This is a genomic window from Gordonia sp. w5E2 (assembly GCF_036540975.1).
GTDB classification, from domain to species: Bacteria; Actinomycetota; Actinomycetes; order Mycobacteriales; family Mycobacteriaceae; genus Gordonia; species Gordonia jacobaea.
In genome coordinates this window covers 4,411,001-4,425,807 of sequence record NZ_CP144213.1, presented here as the reverse complement: position 1 = coordinate 4,425,807, position 14,807 = coordinate 4,411,001, and the positions used below count along the sequence as shown (strand labels likewise).

The window sequence follows — 14,807 nt, the reverse complement described above, 5'->3', positions numbered from 1 at the left end:
CGCTCACTCCTCAGGTCGGCTGACGACCACGGTGGCGGGACGCAACTGCTGTCCGTTTTCTCCGTAACCTGGCCGCAAGACCTCGATCACGGTTCCGGAGGGAAGGTCGGGTTGGGTCACCACACTGACCACTTCGTGGAGCTCCGGGGAGAACGGCACACCGACCTCGTCGTGGCGCTCGAAGCCGAGCCGTGACAGTATCTGCACCGCCTGGTCCCGGATTGCCTTCACACCGTCGACGACAGTCTGCGGGTCACTACCCGCATGTGCCAGCGCAAGCTCCAGGTTGTCCAGCACCGGCAGCCACGCCGCCGATACCCTCGCTGTCTCCGCGGCGCGTTCACGGTCGAGATCTTTGGCATACCGCTTGCGCAGGTTGTCCAGATCTGCGAGGGCCCTGCGCCAGCGGTCCTCGAGTTGAGCGAACTCAGCCCCCGTGTCGGTGCGATCAGGCGCCGTCTCGGTCTGATCCCCGTCGGTACCGTCGGTAGCCGGCTCGGTCGTCGAATGATCAGCAGATCTGTCCATCAGGTGCCTCAGCTTCGATCGAATTCGGCGTCGATCACGTCGTCGTCATCCGACGACGCAGCGTCTCCACCGCCAGCCTGGTGTCCGTCGCCGCCGCCGGCCTGGACCGGGGCGAGCCCATAGAGCAGCTGCTGCAGCTCCGAGGTCAGTGGCTGTACCTCCGCGGGTGAAGCACCGTCCTTCACAGCTTTCCTGGCGTCGGCGACCAGCATCTCGGCGCGCGCCTTGTCGTGCGGTGGCGCACTCTCACCGAGTTCGGCCAGTCGCCGTTCCACCTGATAGGCAACCGAATCGAGCTCGTTACGCGCGTCGACAGCCTTGCGCAGCGCCTCGTCCTCACCCCGGTTCCGTTCGGCCTCCGCGAGCATCCGCTCGACCTCACCCTGATCCAGGTTGCCCTGCTCACTGATCGTGATGCTCTGCTCCTTGCCGGTGTCCTTATCCCGAGCGGTGACGTTGAGGATGCCGTTGGCATCGATATCGAACGTGACTTCGACCTGCGCCTCGCCGCGTGGCGCAGGTCGGATGTCTTCGAGCCGGAACCGGCCCAGCACCCGGTTGTCGGCGGCGCGTTCGCGTTCGCCCTGCAGGACCACGACGTCCACGGCGGACTGATTGTCCTCCGCGGTGGAGAACACTTCACTGCGCCGGGCCGGGATCGTCGTGTTGCGCTCGATGATCTTGGTCATCACCCCGCCCTGCGTCTCGACGCCGAGGGACAGCGGGGTGACATCGAGCAACAGCACATCGGAAACCTCACCCTTGAGCACGCCCGCCTGGACGGCGGCACCGAGCGCGACGACCTCATCCGGGTTGACGCCCATGTGGGGATCCTTACCGCCGGTGAGCCGGCGAACCAGCGCCTGCACCGCCGGAATCCGTGTCGAACCACCGACCAGGATCACCTCGTCGATATCGTTGGCGGTGACCTTGGCGTCACTCATCGCCTGCTTCACCGGACCGAGGCAGCGTTCCACCAGATCCGCCGTCAGATCCTCGAACTTCGATCGCATGATCGTGGTGGTGAGGTGCTTGGGACCGTTCGCGTCAGCAGTGACGAAGGGCAAGTTGACCTGCGCCTGCGTCACCGAGGACAACTCGACCTTGGCCTTCTCCGCGGCCTCGAAGAGGCGCTGCAATGCCTGCGCATCCTTGCGCAGATCGATGTTCTCGGCACGCTGGAATTCGTCGGCGAGGTAGTCCACCAGGCGCCGGTCGAAGTCGTCGCCGCCGAGGTGGGAGTCGCCGGCCGTGGACCGAACCTCGACTACGCCCTCACCGACGTCGAGCAGACTCACATCGAACGTGCCGCCGCCCAGGTCGAACACCAATACGGTTTCATGGACCTGCTTGTCCATGCCGTACGCCAATGCCGCCGCGGTCGGCTCGTTGATGATTCGCAGAACTTCGAGGCCAGCGATGCGGCCGGCATCCTTGGTGGCGTTGCGCTGCGCGTCATTGAAATAGGCCGGAACGGTGATGACCGCTTCCTTCACCTTCTCGCCAAGGAACCTGCTCGCGTCGTCGACGAGCTTGCGCAGCACCAGTGCACTGATCTCCTCCGGCGCGTACTTTTTGCCCCGCACGTCGAATCGCGCCTCACCGTTGTCACCCGGCACGACGTCGAAGCTGACCGCTTTGGCCTCCTCAGAGATCTCATCGTAGTGACGCCCGATGAAGCGTTTCGCCGAGTAGATCGTGCCCTTCGGGTTCAAGATCGCCTGTCGTCGGGCCAGCTGACCCACCAGGCGCTCGCCACTCTCAGTGAAGGCGACCACCGACGGCGTCGTCCGCGCACCCTCGACATTGGAGATCACCACCGGTTCGCCGCCTTGCCAGCTTGCGATGACCGAGTTGGTGGTGCCCAAGTCGATGCCTACCGCAGTTGCCATGATTCATTCCTTTCGATCGGTCCGGCCGGTGAGAAGGCGGACGGCTTCGTCCGCGACCTCGACGTCGGCGAGGACTTCGTAGTGACGTGGTTGTGTAGGGACATGGTCGTAAGGACTGGGAACGAGGTGAAGTCGCGCTGGCTGCCCTGTCCTGTGATGCGTGCATGAGCAGGCCGAACGGAGCGCCGACAACGGCACCGAAGATCGGCGCGTAGAAGCTGAGATCGAGGCGTGTACACGGCGGCCGGCCTCGGTGGAGTAATCCAAAAATCCAGCCTAATGGTGTAGCTGTCCACGCGCCCGCGGCGGCGCGGGCGCGGCCCAACGGTAGTTCAGTGTGCCGATGACCTATTCGACCGGCTCGATGTCCTGGCGCGCGATGGCTAGTTTGCCTACTGCGAAATGCTGGCCGGAGAGGTCGTCGACGTCGTTTTCAGTTTCGGCGAAGTTGGCGAACGTTACTATATTTGAGGGGCAGATCGGTGCGGACGTACCGTGGTAGTCCCGCCACTGGACTCTATCACCTCCCTGCCTGATGGGTTGGCCGGCCAGAATATCTCCGTGTGGTGCCGCTGCCGCGGATGCCTGGGGTTTTGCGTAGGGGCAGTCCCAGTGTCATCCGATGCGGTTCGGCCGCAGTGAGAATTGTCGCGTCAGGATTGCGTGAGTTCTGCATGTACCTAGCCTCTACTCGGTCCGGGGCACTTCTCAGTATCGCCCAGAACGGTGCCTACCGTCATGGAATGGGGGAATCGACGCGGCGGGCTCAAGTATTGGTCGTAACCCTGCTGATTGGAGAGAAGTGTGCGGATGGGACGAAGAGAGCAAGACGGGAGTCGAGTGTCGACAACGCTTGAATTCGAGGCCGATGCGACGGTGGAGAACGAGAGTACCGTGTCGGTGTGTGGCTAGTGTCCTGAGTCATTAATTTCGTTCGGTTGTTAGGCTAGGGAATGGCAACCCGGGGTCCGCGAGCAGTGGATGTTGTTCTGACCGATGACGAGCGCCGTGAGCTCGAAGGGTGGGCGCGTCGGCGAACGACGGCCTCGGGTTTGGCGATGCGATCACGAATCGTTCTCGCTGCCGCTGATGGCGGGTCGAATACCGAAGTGGCACAACGACTCGGCCTCAACCGAGGTACCGTGCGGCGATGGCGAGGCCGGTTCGTCGAGCACCGCTGCGAGGGGTTGCTCGACGAACCCCGGCCCGGGCGACCTCGCACCGTCGACGACGAGCAGATCAAAGACCTGATCACCGCAACTCTCGAGACCACTCCGAAGAATGCGACACACTGGTCGACGCGGGCGATGGCTGAGCATCTCGGCATGTCGCAGTCAACTGTTTCGCGTGTATGGAGAGCGTTCGGATTGGGGGTGTCAGATGGTCTGTGTAAGTCCAGTGCTCATTAGTGAGAGGAAGATTTATGAGCATGGCGTTAGACGACAAGCAGCAGGACAACGACGACCACCCACCGCTGCCTGAGCTCGCAGAGCCGCGTTCGACTGCGGAGGTGGCCGAAGCGTTGCAGGCCTCGGGCATGGTCGATGAGTTGTTGGCCCAGATCGATTCGGGTCAGGTGCAGGTCACCGGGGACGGTGGCTTGATTCCGGGCTTGATCAAACTCGCCCTCGAACGCGGTTTGAAGGCCGAGCTGACCGATCACCTCGGCTACGAGAAGGGCGACCCGGCAGGCCGGGAACTGCCCAACGCCCGCAACGGATCAACCCCGAAAACGGTGGCGTCTGAGGCGGGGCCGGTCGAGCTGAAGGTCCCTCGTGACCGTGACGGCACCTTCACCCCACGTCTGGTGCCGAAGGGATCGCGTCGGCTCGGCGGCCTCGATGACATCATCATCTCGCTGTACGCCGGAGGCATGACGTTACGCGACATCCAACATCATCTGGCCGCCACGGTGGGCACCGATCTGTCGCATGAGACGATCTCCAAGATCTGCGACGAGGTTTGCGACGCGGTCGATGAATGGCAGAGCCGGCCGCTGGAAGCGTTGTATCCCGTCCTCTATCTCGATGCCCTGGTGGTCAAGGTCAAAGACGGTGCTCACGTTCGAAATAAGCACGCCCACATAGCTATTGGTGTCGACATGGCTGGCGTCAAGCATGTGCTGGGCATCTGGATACAGGCTGAAGAGGGCGCGAAGTTCTGGGCCGGGGTGTGCGCGAATCTGGCCAACCGCGGCGTCAAGGACGTGCTGATCGTGTGCTGCGACGGGCTGACCGGATTCCCCGAGCTTGTCAAGATGTCTGTGTAAGAACGTAACTCCTGATTTCTTGGGTTCGCTTTCGGTGTCTAGTTGAGGTGGGGTTCGATGCGGTCGGGGTAGGCCAGGGCGAGTTGTCCGAGGGCCTGTTTCCAGCTGGTCACGACTTGCCCTTCGACGAGTCGTCCGGGCGCTTTACGCTGACTGGCTGGCTTGCCGCGTTCCTTCTCGCGTTGCCTGGCTCGTTTGTCCTCGATGTCGCAGATAGCCAGCCAGAGCAGTTTGCGGACCGCGACGTCGTTGGGGAAGTGTCCCCTGTTCTTGATGACCTTGCGGAGTTGATAGTTCAGCGACTCGATCGAGTTGGTGGTGTAGATGACCTTGCGCAACTCGGGTGGGAAGGCCAGGAATGGGATGAATCTGTCCCAGGCGCGGTCGAAAGCCTGTGCCGCACTCGGATATGTGACACCCAACGCCGAATCTCGGAAGATCTCCCATTCTCGGCGCGCGGTCTCGGCGTCGGGGGCGGTGTAAATCGGTTTGATCGCCCGGGCGACCTGTTTGCGGTCTTTGTAGTTGATGAACCGCATCGCGTTGCGGATCAGGTGCACGACGCAGGTTTGTACGGTGGCCAAAGGCCACGTCGCCTCGATCGCCTCGGGGAATCCGGTCAGCCCGTCGCAGCACACGATCAGCACGTCCTTGACGCCGCGGTTGGCCAGATTCGCGCACACCCCGGCCCAGAACTTCGCGCCCTCTTCAGCCTGTATCCAGATGCCCAGCACATGCTTGACGCCAGCCATGTCGACACCAATAGCTATGTGGGCGTGCTTATTTCGAACGTGAGCACCGTCTTTGACCTTGACCACCAGGGCATCGAGATAGAGGACGGGATACAACGCTTCCAGCGGCCGGCTCTGCCATTCATCGACCGCGTCGCAAACCTCGTCGCAGATCTTGGAGATCGTCTCATGCGACAGATCGGTGCCCACCGTGGCGGCCAGATGATGTTGGATGTCGCGTAACGTCATGCCTCCGGCGTACAGCGAGATGATGATGTCATCGAGGCCGCCGAGCCGACGCGATCCCTTCGGCACCAGACGTGGGGTGAAGGTGCCGTCACGGTCACGAGGGACCTTCAGCTCGACCGGCCCCGCCTCAGACGCCACCGTTTTCGGGGTTGATCCGTTGCGGGCGTTGGGCAGTTCCCGGCCTGCCGGGTCGCCCTTCTCGTAGCCGAGGTGATCGGTCAGCTCGGCCTTCAAACCGCGTTCGAGGGCGAGTTTGATCAAGCCCGGAATCAAGCCACCGTCCCCGGTGACCTGCACCTGACCCGAATCGATCTGGGCCAACAACTCATCGACCATGCCCGAGGCCTGCAACGCTTCGGCCACCTCCGCAGTCGAACGCGGCTCTGCGAGCTCAGGCAGCGGTGGGTGGTCGTCGTTGTCCTGCTGCTTGTCGTCTAACGCCATGCTCATAAATCTTCCTCTCACTAATGAGCACTGGACTTACACAGACCATCTGACACCCCCGATTCCCCGAGGCGATCGAGGCGACGTGGCCTTTGGCCACCGTACAAACCTGCGTCGTGCACCTGATCCGCAACGCGATGCGGTTCATCAACTACAAAGACCGCAAACAGGTCGCCCGGGCGATCAAACCGATTTACACCGCCCCCGACGCCGAGACCGCGCGCCGAGAATGGGAGATCTTCCGAGATTCGGCGTTGGGTGTCACATATCCGAGTGCGGCACAGGCTTTCGACCGCGCCTGGGACAGATTCATCCCATTCCTGGCCTTCCCACCCGAGTTGCGCAAGGTCATCTACACCACCAACTCGATCGAGTCGCTGAACTATCAACTCCGCAAGGTCATCAAGAACAGGGGACACTTCCCCAACGACGTCGCGGTCCGCAAACTGCTCTGGCTGGCTATCTGCGACATCGAGGACAAACGAGCCAGGCAACGCGAGAAGGAACGCGGCAAGCCAGCCAGTCAGCGTAAAGCGCCCGGACGACTCGTCGAAGGGCAAGTCGTGACCAGCTGGAAACAGGCCCTCGGACAACTCGCCCTGGCCTACCCCGACCGCATCGAACCCCACCTCAACTAGACACCGAAAGCGAACCCAAGAAATCAGGAGTTACGTTCTTACACAGACATCTTGACAAGCTCGATCGCCGTCGCCGAATACATCGATTGGTTCAATCACCGCCGCCTGCACGGCGAGATCGGACACGTCCCACCCGTCGAATACGAGACCACCTACTGGTCGACCCACACGGTCACCAACTACCGGGTGAGAACCCGGGTCCCGGCAACCGCTGGAACCAACTAACCGAGCCTCCAGCAAACCCGGGGCGATTCAGGTTGGCTCAGCCCGGCGGCCAGTCTGTCGGATCGGAATCGACGTCGTAGGCTCCATCGCCAGTCTGGGGCCACGGTTTCAAGGCCAGTCTGCGACAGATGGCAACCGTGAGTGCGCGGCACCGGTCTGGCAGAAATGCCGTGGCTAGGAATGGGCGGCCGCCCGGTCTGTCATGGGCGCGGGACGTCGTCGGTCATGTGGGGGAGTATGCGTTCTTGCAGTGCTTCCATGACCAACGCGGTGACCATCACAGCGACGGGCGCAACAAGACCACCCAGGATCACCATCCGCGTCTGCCCTCCCTGCTGCTGGCCTGCTCTATTGCTACGAAGGCAGCATAGCGCAGTCTGTTTCGGCCCTACGGGGGTTGGTCCGATACCGATCCGCGACCGGTGATCGGACGTTACGTGTGCGCGTGACGGCAGCGGCGGGGTACGCCGCTGCCGTCACCTGCTGTCGGGTTGACCCACCAGTGCTGGCCGAGGCGTGGACGGACGTGGTCTGTCGCCGCACCCTGCCAACCCGCCAGGGGAGTGAGGTGTCACTGCGACGTGGTGAGGAATACAAGGATGGCGGCCAGGGCGATGAGGTAGGCCAGGGCCCACCGTAGGTCGTGGTGTTGTGGGGTGGGCGGGGTGTGACGGTGAAATGTGAGGCTGCGGGAGGTCATGACTGCAAGTTCGATGCAAGTGGTGGGGTTGTGGGACAACAAGAGACGTCGCAAGGCCGACGCCCGGCCCGCCCGTGAGCAGAACGCCGCCCTGAGGTCGGGGGCGTCGTAGTCACTGCACCTGGGCAGGCGTGGGCCCGGCCGTAGAGGTGTGTGACGCGGTCAGGGCCGTCGAGCGGAGGCCAGCTGCTGTTGAGGCCACGGGCACCCGGTGCTGGCGGTCAATGTCGGGCTGGGAGTGCTTCGCTGCCGGTCGACTGGTGTCGGGGGTGGCTGGTACCAGTGTTTCGGATTGATCCGGGTGGAGGCGTGGCTGCGCCCATGACGTGGGTCCACCAGTGCTGCAGCGGGCTGGGATCGGGCCAGACGATCGGGTGAAGTTCGGGGGCGGGGGCCGACATCGGGTGGGATCATCCTTCCTGGGTCATGTCGCGCGGAACGTGGCCGTCGGTGAACGTCGTCTTCCTAGATAGCACTCGTATGCGCGGCCCGCCACCCGATGCCGAATGCGGGTTACTGCTCGCTCTTGGATCGAGTGCTGTTGTGCTGGTGGATGACTGAGTGCGCGGAACATCAATCAGATGCTTGGCACTCGCTGGTTGTGAGTGCTAATCTGATGGTGCGCAGTGAAGGTTGATGTGGTGCCGTCAGTGTGGCGGCACCCGTGGATCAAGGAGGTGGTTGCGATGCTGGGTATCGATCCGTTCTCCATGGTTGATGACTGGGCTCGAGGACTTCTCACTGGCGAGTCCGTCGCTGGCCGACGTGCACCGAGATTCATGCCGATCGATGTGTACAAGGTCGACGACCACTATTCGTTGATCGCCGACCTGCCTGGTGTTGATCCTGGTTCGATCGATCTCAACGTCGACAACGGGGTGTTGACCTTGTCGGCGCATCGCAGCGCACTCTCGGATGAGGGTGTGCAGTGGCTGGCCAACGAGAGATTCGCCGGCACCTACCGTCGGCAGATCACTCTGGGTGAGGGTGTCGATCCGGCGAAGATCTCTGCTGCCTATGACAACGGTGTGCTCACGGTGACGATCCCGGTGGCTGAGAAGACCAAGCCTCGCAAGGTGGCCATTGAGCATTCCGGTGCTGGGCGTCAGGAGATCACCGCTGGCTCCGAGGCGGCCTCGGGCTGACTGACCCGGGGTGGTGGTCGTCACTGTCACCCCAAGCGCAGGGAGGTCAGAGATGATGGGCTGCGTCAGGGCTGTGCCGCTGGCCGGTTGTGTCGACGTGATCGACGTCGAAGACACCTGGCTGGCCGCTGAAATCGATGCTGTCTTCGCGCAGGTTGGCGATCCGCAGCGGGTGCTACCTACCCTCACGTGCGGGATCAGCACCGCTCGGCGCCGGCCACCTGGTTCCGGCCGGACCGCCCCTCGCGTCGCGCACCTGCGGCCGCGACACCGAGTAGTCAGTCGAGGTGGGCGGCAGCGTGGCCCGCCCACCTCCGTCCGAGAGCTTCTGAGAGACAGCTGCGTCCGGGAGCCGAAAGGGTTGGCGGTGTCGGGCTCTGGCGATGGCAGGGCAGAGGGACGGACAAGGATGACACCCGCCGTCCTCCCCGGCGGCCGAGTGTCATCCTTGTCCATATTCAGTTCGACTGATGTATCTTTGCGGATCGCTAATAGTGCTGTGATCGCTGTCACGCTTCGAAGTGTGGGGTGGCATGACCCGGAGTGAGGTGGGCGGCCCGGGGTTCGTTCGTCGGGTGGCTCTTGGCAAGCCCGACACATCGGCAGCCGGGACTGCTGCACGGCAGGTTATCGGCACTCTAATTTAGTTGGGGGAGCTGGTAATTCGTGTTCAGTTGACATATGCGCCGCTGTGAGTCCGAGGAGTGAGACGCTTCGCCACTTTTGGTCAGCGGTGCGGTGTCATTGGTCCTGGCAGGGCGTGGTGATCGGGCGGTGCGGGTTCCAGGACCACACGCAGGTTCATTCCGGCCAGGTGGGTGTGCCTGAGCTGGGTGTTGTCGGGGTGGATCGAGTCGGCTTTCCAGTAACTGACGACAACAGTGCGAGCGTCGGTCCATTCGAGGTTGGCCCCGTAGTCGGTCCGGCTGCGCTGGGCTCCTCTGAGTGTGGCGATCGCAGGGGCGTCGATTGGCTCACCGGCGGGGACCAGATGGATGGCGTAGCTGTAGGTGGTGGTCGCTCCCGCGTTGTTCTGCACCACTATTGCGTCGACTCGACCCTTCCCACCGGCGCTGGCCTCACGGCTCTGCCCGACACCGACGTCGCTCTCCTCTGCGACGGACCCCTCGCCGGCTGAGCGCTCGCGGCCGGCATCCTGTCCGTGTGCCGATAGGCCTCGTACCGCTCGGCAACGCAGCGTGGCGTTGCGTCGCGACCTGGCGACGGCTCGGCGGGGCGCGATCGTCTCGTGCGTTGGCGGACTACGGGAGCTTGGACGCGAGGACGTCGGCCGCCAGGATCTCGGGTGCTGCGCCGAGGAGGTGCTGGTTGGCCATCAGGGCTGCGACGATGGCGCCGTTGGCGTGGGCGTCGCGAGCGGCCTCGTCGGGGAATGCATCGAAGATCCAGAAGGTGTCGGCGTGGGTCCTGACCGCGAACCAGACAATCGTTCCTACTTCTTCGTTGGCGAGTGAGACAGCGCCGGCGAGCAGATCGGCGACCGCGTCGTGCTGTCCATCGGCCGCGACGATCTTGGCGACGAAGGCATACGGAAGTGATGCGGGTGTGGACATGAGGGGTTCTCCTAGGTGTACTGACCGGGGACGTTGATCAATCGTGAGAAGGGCGGCTGGCCTCCGCAGGCGGTGTGTGGTCGGTGCTGGTTGTACTCGTGGAGCCAGTCGGGGAGGGCATCGCGGCGTTCGTTCTCGCTCGTGTAGCAGCGCGCATACGCCCAACCGTCGGCCATGGTGCGGTGAAATCGCTCGACCTTGCCGTTGGTCTGTGGGCGGTATGGCCGCGTTCGCTTCGGAGTGATCGATAGGGCCTCGCACGTGTCTCGCCACAGGTGAGAACGGTACGCACCACCGTTATCGGACAAGATGCGCTCAATTGCGACCCCTCGGTCGGCGAACCACTCGACCGCTCGATGCAGGACTCCGACGGCGGTGACAGCGGATTCGTCGTTGTGAACCTCGGTGTAGGCGACGCGCGAGTGGTCATCGATGATGGTGTGCACGAACGCATACCCGAGCTTGGGGTTGCGCCACTTGTTCTTCGGCTTGCCGGGAGTGACGGCACGATTCCTCGATCCTTGACGTCGCCCGGCGTATCGCCAGCTCCCACCGTCGGGGATGTTCCCAAGCTTCTTGACGTCCACGTGCACGAGTGAGCCAGGGTGGTCGTGTTCGTATCGGCGGATTGGCTCGCCGGTGGCACGGTCGACGTAGGAAAGTCGATTCATGCGCGCGGTCGTGAGGATGCGGTGGACCGTGGCCGGGGCGATGCCGAGTCGGGCTGCGAGTTGAATAGGCCCTTCCCTCAGGCGCATTCGTAGGCTCACGCACCGTTTTGTCGTCTTCTTGCTCGTCTTGTTCGGCGAAGACTTCGGCCGTGACGACCGGTCCTGCATCGGCTCGCCAGCAAGGTAGCGGTCGACCCACCGCTTCACGGTTGGCCACGACACCTGGAAGCGGGCAGCAACTTCGCTGATCGGCCATCCTTCCTCGATGACGAGGCGTGCGACTCGTAGACGATGACGTGGGGTCAGCGCGGCATTGCGATGACTCAAAGTGCCTCCTGAGATAGATCGGTGGCCGGCCGCGTTTGCGACCGGCCACCGGATGATGGAATTGGAGTAGAGATCTCTACTCGGCGCCTTGCGCTGCATGGAAGGTGAGTGCTGGCTCGAGCCAGGACTCGAGCCCAGGTCCCTGGAGTGCGGCCTGCTCGACGCTGATCCAGCCGTCGCCCATGGGGCGATCTGCGCCCATGAGCGCAGGGTGAGCACCAGGGCGGGTGAGCAGGTCTTCCGCGTCAGTGGGGTCGATGCGTAGCAGGAGCGTCCCTTCCCGACGAGCGGCGACAACCATCCGGTCCTCGACCATGAACGACACTCCCCCGAACATCGACACCTCACGAGGGTTGCGAGCTCTTAGCGCGTCACGAACTCGCTCGACCAGGTCCTTCTGTGCCGTCATCGTCCACCCTTCTCGATGTACTCGGGGCCGCTGTAGTGAAGGTTCAAGGACGCGATGCGTCCGCCGTCGAAGGTGAAGAACTCCGCGAAGGTCATGGGACCGCCGGGCATGGTCGCCGTGTAGAGCACGGCGGAGCTGTTAGTGCCGTGCACGTCGTGGATGATCTCGATCTGCTTGACCGTCGCGATGAACCCGGCGACCCCGCCCAGGAAGCCATCGGTGGCGTCGGGGAGGTGTCCAGCGAGGGAGCCCGTGAAGTCGAGGTGGTCATCCAGCAGAGGCCGTAGGTCAGCCCCGTCCTGGTAACTGTCGATGCCGGACTCGAGGATCCGGTAGTAGTCCTTGAGTGTCTGAGGTGCGGCAGAAGACAGGGTGGCGGGCATGGCTCTCCTTGGTGTGAGAATGGTGCTTGATACTTTCAAGCAGGCACTTGATAAAGTCAAGGGGGTTCAGGTGAAGTCCTACGGACAGCTTTGCTCGATCGCTCGCGCCCTGGATGTCGTCGGTGACAGGTGGACTCTCCTGATCGTGCGTGAGCTGCTGATCGGGGGAGCATTGCGCTTTGGTGAAGTCCAGCGCGGCCTGCCTGGCATCGCGACGAACCTGCTCACCCAGCGCCTGCGGGACCTCGAGACCAACGGTGTCGTCGCCCGCGAGCCCGCCCCAGGAATCCCGGGCACGCCAACGTATCGGCTTACCGAGCGTGGCCGGGCCCTGGACGGAGTGCTGCGCGAGCTTCTGAAGTGGGGTGCACCGACGGTTCCAGAGGCGCCGAGTGATGCGATCTTCCAGATGCACTGGCTCAGCCAACCGGCACGCTTCCTCCTCGCGGATCACAGACCGGACGAGCCACCGATCGTGATCCGGTTCGGCACCTTCGACGACGGCTTCGACCTCACCGCCGCCGACGGGACCATCACGGTGAACCCTTGCCAGCGCGATGTCAGCCCCCTGGCGCGTGTTGCAGGCCCCGGGCCGGTACTGGTTGCCCTCCTGCAAGGCGCAATGCCTCTGCCCGCCGCTATCGCGCATGGCGTGGATGTCACCGGCGATGCCGCGACCCTGACGCGAGTTCTACCGGCGCCGCAAGCGTCGACTAACGTCCCCGGTCAGTACAATTAGTGGCGTCAGTCCCGACGACTAGAGATTTGACTCTGCATCCGCGAGTATCGCGCTCGGCGTCGTGCCCAGTGCTTCGGCCAGATCCCACAGCCGGTCTACTTGAGTCGAGGCTTCACCGGTTTCGATGCGGGCGATGGCTGGTCGGCTGACGCCGCTGGCGTCGGCGAGTTGCTGCTGAGTTAGTCCGGCCCCGACTCGTGCTCGGCGAATCGCGTCTCCAACTGCATCTCGCCGCATCTTCCGGACCCGCCTTTGAGCTGGCGTCAGGGACGCTTCAGGGACCGGCACGTCGTTCATTGTGACCGGTCGGGGAGGGGCGCGGTTCGCCCCACGCCCATTGTATCGCACGCGATACTAAGACATGCTCTCGCAAACCAAGTCCGACTCGCCAGCTCGAACTGCTTTGCGTACATTGGCGCTGCGTGTTCCGGCAATCGACGGAGAAGCGCTCGATTCGTGGGTAGAAGCGTGCTGTCGGCGGCATCGGCTCACGCTGGGCGAGTTCTATCGACACATGTCTATGCCGGGGGCAGGCAGGCGCGACCTCGTTACCGGCGTATCGCGATCCGAGATCGAGCGGTTAGCGCTCGCCGGCGGAATGCGCTCGGCGCAGATCGAGTCGATGACTGTGTCGGCAATGTTCCCAGAGACTGATGGGTACACCGTGACGCCGGTTGCTACGGACTACCAGGTTTATCCACGTCCGCGTGCGGGCTTCTGGCTCGTGACAAGGAGCTCACGGTTCTGCCCGCAGTGCCTAACCGAAGATGGTGGCCGATGGCAGTTGGGCTGGCGGTCTCGGTGGGCTTTCGCGTGTCGCCGCCACCACTGCTTGCTCGTGGATACATGCCCCCAGTGCGGATCGCACCCACGACGTCGTCGCATCACGCAACTGCGGCTTCGCGGAGGTTCGTGTGATGGCGCGAATGGTCGCTACGGCGGTGTTTGCCAGTTCGTCCTCGGCGGAGTTCAGGCGACTGCTCTCGATGCCGATTCGCCCATCTTGTGCGCACAGGCACGCATCGACACGCTTCTGCGCACCGAACGTGATCCGTCGCCTTCAACCTGGGCGCCGAGTCCACTGCTGCATGATGTGGCGTACCTGGCGCGCCAGATCATTCTGGCTGGTGATATCACGCAGATCGACTGTCTTGTAAGGGGAAGTGGCGCGGCGATCTTGGAACTGCGGGAGACCGGTGACATGGCGCGCAACAGCACGCGCAACTTTGTATCGAGCTTTGTTCTCGCACCAACGATAGCGCTGGCTCTCGGAGTGCTCGACTGTGCGGGCATCGATGAGGCTGCCCGGCGCTTGCACGAGCTGCTTCCGCTACCAGCAGAGCATCTACACTGTACAAATCTGCACCTGGAGATGAATGCGTGGGCGCGTCGAAGTGTTCAAGTTGAACTGATTTGGAACCGGCTGCGCACCGCCGAATTCGTGCCAGACTCGAGCAAGCGTCTGATCCGCAGGAGCAACTGATTGATCCGCTGTCTGCTCGGAGCTGTCGCAGCCGGAGGCGCCTCCTGCACGAGGGTCATGTGCACCAAGTGTGGCAACAGTGTCCTCCACCAAGGCAGGATCGGTGGGGCTAGTCGAACTGCTTAACCCAGTCGGTGGGAGGGAAGAGCACGAGTGACCAGTCCAGCTGGTTAAGTTGGCGCCCGAGAATCACTTTCGTGCGACGGGGTACCTCACACGAGTTGATATGACTGACGAGTTGTGTTCGCTCGGCGGTGAGATGATTGCGATAGTCGCGGTACTGAAGACGGCACCTCGGACTGCAGAACAGCTGCCGCCGACCCGCGTGGTGGACGGCGTACGAGACAGGCTTGGTGCAGAACGGGTTGAGGCACACCGACTCGGAGGGATAGTCGCGGCC

General features: G+C 63.1%; 14 protein-coding genes and 5 pseudogenes. 8 read left to right on the top strand and 11 right to left on the bottom strand.

The genetic code is table 11. The annotated features are described in order from the left end of the window. Positions 1-3: 3 nt before the first annotated feature. From RND64_RS20000 to RND64_RS23175, 3 genes and pseudogenes are all read right to left on the bottom strand, one after another. Positions 4-528, bottom strand: coding sequence for a nucleotide exchange factor GrpE (locus RND64_RS20000; RefSeq protein ID WP_005180075.1), 525 nt, complete (start codon positions 526-528; stop codon positions 4-6). Positions 529-536: 8 nt separating this feature from the next. Then, positions 537-2,420, bottom strand: a complete 1,884-nt coding sequence (gene dnaK, locus RND64_RS19995; protein WP_005180078.1) for a molecular chaperone DnaK — start codon at positions 2,418-2,420, stop codon at positions 537-539. A 3-nt stretch (positions 2,421-2,423) separates the two neighbouring features. Then, positions 2,424-2,944: pseudogene (locus tag RND64_RS23175) on the bottom strand (general stress protein). A 429-nt stretch (positions 2,945-3,373) separates the two neighbouring features. Here RND64_RS23175 and RND64_RS19990 point away from each other — a divergent pair. Further along, positions 3,374-3,790 (top strand): annotated as a pseudogene (locus RND64_RS19990) (helix-turn-helix domain-containing protein); the annotation flags it as partial. Between the two features lie 53 nt (positions 3,791-3,843). Continuing rightward, positions 3,844-4,677, top strand: a pseudogene (locus RND64_RS19985) (IS256 family transposase); the annotation flags it as partial. A gap of 50 nt (positions 4,678-4,727) precedes the next feature. Here the strand turns inward: RND64_RS19985 and RND64_RS19980 are convergent. Continuing rightward, a complete protein-coding gene (locus RND64_RS19980) occupies positions 4,728-6,119 on the bottom strand; it encodes an IS256 family transposase (RefSeq protein WP_227918570.1) in 1,392 nt (463 codons plus the stop codon). A gap of 56 nt (positions 6,120-6,175) precedes the next feature. On the opposite strand from RND64_RS19980, the pseudogene RND64_RS19975 reads away from it, so the two are divergent. After that, positions 6,176-6,751: pseudogene (locus RND64_RS19975) on the top strand (IS256 family transposase); the annotation flags it as partial. A gap of 51 nt (positions 6,752-6,802) precedes the next feature. After that, the gene (locus RND64_RS19970) at positions 6,803-6,976 is read left to right on the top strand and encodes an IS3 family transposase (RefSeq protein ID WP_331436277.1); all 174 of its coding nucleotides are present in this window, start codon (positions 6,803-6,805) and stop codon (positions 6,974-6,976) included. 571 nt (positions 6,977-7,547) lie between these two features. On the opposite strand, the gene RND64_RS19965 is transcribed toward RND64_RS19970, so the two are convergent. Further along, a complete protein-coding gene (locus RND64_RS19965) occupies positions 7,548-7,676 on the bottom strand; it encodes a hypothetical protein (RefSeq protein WP_268760693.1) in 129 nt (42 codons plus the stop codon). A 686-nt stretch (positions 7,677-8,362) separates the two neighbouring features. On the opposite strand from RND64_RS19965, the gene RND64_RS19960 reads away from it, so the two are divergent. Continuing rightward, on the top strand, positions 8,363-8,821 hold the full coding sequence (locus RND64_RS19960; protein ID WP_040519594.1) for an Hsp20/alpha crystallin family protein: 459 nt from the start codon (positions 8,363-8,365) through the stop codon (positions 8,819-8,821). Positions 8,822-9,548: 727 nt separating this feature from the next. Here the strand turns inward: RND64_RS19960 and RND64_RS19955 are convergent. The 5 genes from RND64_RS19955 to RND64_RS19935 form a co-directional block, all read right to left on the bottom strand. After that, positions 9,549-9,860 (bottom strand): hypothetical protein, encoded by a 312-nt coding sequence (locus tag RND64_RS19955; RefSeq protein ID WP_152930182.1) that lies wholly within the window; start codon positions 9,858-9,860, stop codon positions 9,549-9,551. Between the two features lie 223 nt (positions 9,861-10,083). Further along, positions 10,084-10,395, bottom strand: a complete 312-nt coding sequence (locus RND64_RS19950; RefSeq protein ID WP_005180837.1) for a putative quinol monooxygenase — start codon at positions 10,393-10,395, stop codon at positions 10,084-10,086. A gap of 11 nt (positions 10,396-10,406) precedes the next feature. Next, positions 10,407-11,393 carry an IS481 family transposase gene (locus tag RND64_RS19945; protein ID WP_331436276.1) on the bottom strand — a complete coding sequence of 329 codons (987 nt, stop codon included), beginning with the start codon at positions 11,391-11,393 and terminating at the stop codon, positions 10,407-10,409. 76 nt (positions 11,394-11,469) lie between these two features. Next, positions 11,470-11,802, bottom strand: coding sequence for a TfoX/Sxy family protein (locus RND64_RS19940; RefSeq protein WP_005177612.1), 333 nt, complete (start codon positions 11,800-11,802; stop codon positions 11,470-11,472). After that, a complete protein-coding gene (locus RND64_RS19935; RefSeq protein ID WP_005177618.1) occupies positions 11,799-12,185 on the bottom strand; it encodes a hypothetical protein in 387 nt (128 codons plus the stop codon). Before RND64_RS19935 ends, RND64_RS19940 begins: the two co-directional genes overlap by 4 nt. Here RND64_RS19935 and RND64_RS19930 point away from each other — a divergent pair. Continuing rightward, on the top strand, positions 12,184-12,924 hold the full coding sequence (locus tag RND64_RS19930) for a winged helix-turn-helix transcriptional regulator (RefSeq protein ID WP_331436275.1): 741 nt from the start codon (positions 12,184-12,186) through the stop codon (positions 12,922-12,924). The genes RND64_RS19935 and RND64_RS19930 overlap by 2 nt on opposite strands. Before the next feature lie 18 nt (positions 12,925-12,942). On the opposite strand, the gene RND64_RS19925 is transcribed toward RND64_RS19930, so the two are convergent. Further along, entirely contained in the window at positions 12,943-13,161 is a 219-nt protein-coding gene (locus RND64_RS19925; RefSeq protein ID WP_233425431.1) for a helix-turn-helix domain-containing protein, read from the bottom strand. Between the two features lie 124 nt (positions 13,162-13,285). Between RND64_RS19925 and RND64_RS23170 the strand changes: the two are divergent. Continuing rightward, a pseudogene (locus tag RND64_RS23170) lies at positions 13,286-13,750 on the top strand (TniQ family protein); the annotation flags it as partial. Between the two features lie 177 nt (positions 13,751-13,927). Beyond that, a complete protein-coding gene (locus RND64_RS19920) occupies positions 13,928-14,407 on the top strand; it encodes a hypothetical protein (RefSeq protein WP_040519576.1) in 480 nt (159 codons plus the stop codon). Positions 14,408-14,807 lie beyond the last annotated feature (400 nt).

Bases quoted from the DNA above. Each gene is read 5' to 3' on its own strand.
- RND64_RS20000 (WP_005180075.1), bottom strand. From the start codon at position 528: ATGGACAGATCTGCTGATCATTCGACGACCGAGCCGGCTACCGACGGT.
- dnaK (WP_005180078.1), bottom strand. From the start codon at position 2,420: ATGGCAACTGCGGTAGGCATCGACTTGGGCACCACCAACTCGGTCATC.
- RND64_RS19980 (WP_227918570.1), bottom strand. From the start codon at position 6,119: ATGAGCATGGCGTTAGACGACAAGCAGCAGGACAACGACGACCACCCA.
- RND64_RS19965 (WP_268760693.1), bottom strand. From the start codon at position 7,676: ATGACCTCCCGCAGCCTCACATTTCACCGTCACACCCCGCCCACCCCA.
- RND64_RS19960 (WP_040519594.1), top strand. From the start codon at position 8,363: ATGCTGGGTATCGATCCGTTCTCCATGGTTGATGACTGGGCTCGAGGA.
- RND64_RS19950 (WP_005180837.1), bottom strand. From the start codon at position 10,395: ATGTCCACACCCGCATCACTTCCGTATGCCTTCGTCGCCAAGATCGTC.
- RND64_RS19940 (WP_005177612.1), bottom strand. From the start codon at position 11,802: ATGACGGCACAGAAGGACCTGGTCGAGCGAGTTCGTGACGCGCTAAGA.
- RND64_RS19930 (WP_331436275.1), top strand. From the start codon at position 12,184: ATGGCTCTCCTTGGTGTGAGAATGGTGCTTGATACTTTCAAGCAGGCA.
- RND64_RS19935 (WP_005177618.1), bottom strand. From the start codon at position 12,185: ATGCCCGCCACCCTGTCTTCTGCCGCACCTCAGACACTCAAGGACTAC.
- RND64_RS19925 (WP_233425431.1), bottom strand. From the start codon at position 13,161: ATGCGGCGAGATGCAGTTGGAGACGCGATTCGCCGAGCACGAGTCGGG.